We start from the raw sequence: 2528 nt of genomic DNA on the forward strand, positions 1-2528 counted from the left end.
GTGATACTTTATCTATGTCAACCAATGGAGAAATACCATGAATGCAACTGAAATCAACGATCTTGAAACCGTGATCCTCGCTCCCTTCGCCGTGAATGTCGCGTTGGCTGGCGCCGTGCCCCGTACGCTGTCTGGCAGCGAAGCAGGCCGTGTCATCGGCTGGGGGTGCCGGACCTGTGTGGCCGAAGGCGCCGAGCAGGAAGACTAAAATCTGATAAACGATAAGTGAAAACAGGACCGGTGTCGTGCTGTGCACGTTTCCGGCTCTGTTCATGACGCACTATATAGATGGATCGCCAATGCTATCCGAATCAAAAATTGTCCTTACCGGCGCTTCCGGACTGATCGGATTTGCTATAGCAGAACATTTGTTGAAATCTGGCGCGCAACTTGTTGCTGCAGGAAGAGACAGGCGAAAATTGAAGGCTCTTATCTCCAATTCCGCGTTGGAGCACGCTCTTCATATTTGGAGCGGTGATCTTGCTAGTGAAGAAGCGTGTCGCCAACTGATCGATTTTTCGATAACTGCCATGGGTGGCATCGACGTGCTGATCAACAACGCCGGCGTTTTTAATTTTTGCACATTAGAGAGCGTTGATCATAGAAAGCTCGCTGAGATCATGTGCATCAACGTACAGGTGCCAGCGTATCTGACCCGTCTTGCTTTGCCATATTTTAAGGCAACCTCGAACGCCGTGGTACTCAATATTTCCTCGATTGCCGGACTTGCCAGCCTCCCCGGAGGGGCATGCTATGCAGCCTCTAAGTGGGCAATCCAGGGCTTTTCACACAGCATTCGTGAAGAGCTGCGTGAGATGCCGGTGCACGTTTGCACTATCGCACCCTGCCAAGTCGAGGTACTCATGCCGCAACCCGAGAGCGGTGTCCGTACCATCTCGCCCGAAACCATGGCTAACGCGGTCGCCTTGGTTCTCGAGTATGCGCATACATCATCGGCATCGGTCGATCTTGTTCTACACTGAGGGATGTCGCGTGATTATCGACAAAAAAACTACGATCGACTCCTGTCAATCTCAGTTACGGCGCACTGTTTTCTCTCGAGCCACCGTAGCTGAGCCGTCGTTGCCTTGCCACGCCGCCGACACTGCCCTCCTTGCCGCGCCGCTTGCCATCGCTCAGTTATCGCAAGTTGGGATGAGCATAACCGATGCGCTATTGCTCGGCTCGCTCGGCTCTGGTGCTCTTGCAGCAGGTGGTCTCGGCGCGAATCTATTTTTCACTGTGGTTTCGTTGCTGCAGGGAGTACTGACATCGGTCAGCGTAAGCGTTTCCCATGCGCGTGGTGCCCAAGATGAACAGCGCGTACCTGATATCTACTGGGCCGGCTTCCTGTTGTCGTTATTGCTATCGATATCGGCGTTCGTACTGCTGTCGTTTGCGAGACCGATTTTGCTCGCGGTGGGTACGCCCACGCTACTTGTACAGGACATCGTCGAATATACGGGCGTGTTGCGTTGGGCCGCCGCCGGTAGCCTAATTGCAACCGGATTGATGCGCTCGTTCCTTCCCGCGATTGGTGCTGCAAAGTGGTTGTTGTGGGTGGCGCTCGGGGGAGGCTTTATCAATGCTTTCCTGAGCTACGGACTGATTCACGGTATGTGGGGGCTGCCCCGTATGGGTTTCCTCGGGCCGGCGACCGCGACGACTTTCACCGTCTGGTTATCCGCGCTCACGCTGATAATGCTCCTGCATATGCGGCGTCACTTCCGGCACTTCGCGGTCTTGGCGTTGCCGAGCATGACGATAATGCGCGAGCTGCTTGAAAACGGCTGGCCGGTTGCAATCATTTACGGCGTCGAGACAATGCTTTTTCTTGCCGTCGGCATGGTCGTCGGGATACTCGGTACGTCGTCGCTCGCCTCGCATCAGATCGCAACTAGCATTGCCCCGGTTGGGTTGGTGGTGCCAGTTGCTATTGGTCAGGCAGCGAACGTGCGTATCAGTTTTTTCTCTGGAACTGGTCATCCTCTCGCGGCTCGACGAGCAGGCTTCGTCGCGTTCGTGCTCGGAGTCTGTTTCATGACGCTGTCGGCTTTAGTGCTAGTCTTAGCGCGTGATCGGATCGTCAGGCTTTATCTGCATACCGGTGATCCACACAACTCTGAAACTGTGGATCTCGCCACCTCGCTGCTGGTCGTCACGGCATTGTTCCTGATAGTCGACGGTATGCAAACGATCGCCTCAGGCTGCTTGCGAGGATTGCAGGATACACGCGTCCCGATGATCATCGCAGCCTTCGGTTACTGGGGCATAGCGTTTCCGATTGGCTACATGGTAGCACTCCCCTTCGACTTTGGCGTGCGTGGGTTGTGGTGGGGTCTCGCAATCGGACTTGCCACTGTCGCGCTGCTGATGACATTACGCTTTCACGATCTGAGTTTGCGCTCTTCAATTAACCAGAGGAATCGACCAGCTAATTAAAGGATCGTAGATCGCTACTTAAGCCAATGTGGTCACTCATGGTGCTCATGTCGGATAAATTTTGGTCTGCGACAACATGTGAGAAC

Annotated in this window: 3 protein-coding genes; all 3 read left to right on the plus strand. The window is 54.4% G+C overall.

Going from position 1 to position 2528, the window contains the following annotated elements:
- Nucleotides 1–37 precede the first annotated feature (37 nt).
- Genes BVER_RS33100 through BVER_RS28540 form a run of 3 tightly spaced genes read left to right on the plus strand, consistent with a single transcriptional unit; the run spans nt 38 to nt 2442 of the window.
- Nucleotides 38–208, plus strand: a complete 171-nt coding sequence (locus BVER_RS33100; RefSeq protein WP_198155468.1) for a hypothetical protein — start codon at nt 38–40, stop codon at nt 206–208.
- Nucleotides 209–245: 37 nt separating this feature from the next.
- Nucleotides 246–983 (plus strand): SDR family oxidoreductase, encoded by a 738-nt coding sequence (locus BVER_RS28535; protein ID WP_232316904.1) that lies wholly within the window; start codon nt 246–248, stop codon nt 981–983.
- 10 nt (nt 984–993) lie between these two features.
- Complete coding sequence (locus tag BVER_RS28540) at nt 994–2442, plus strand: MATE family efflux transporter (protein WP_083452422.1); 1449 nt, start codon at nt 994–996, stop codon at nt 2440–2442.
- Nucleotides 2443–2528: the final 86 nt, after the last annotated feature.

It is taken from the genome of Candidatus Burkholderia verschuerenii (genome assembly GCF_001189365.1).
Lineage (GTDB): Bacteria > Pseudomonadota > Gammaproteobacteria > Burkholderiales > Burkholderiaceae > Caballeronia > Caballeronia verschuerenii.

Coding starts and splice junctions, on each gene's coding strand:
- BVER_RS33100 (WP_198155468.1), top strand. CDS start 38: ATGAATGCAACTGAAATCAACGATCTTGAAACCGTGATCCTCGCTCCC.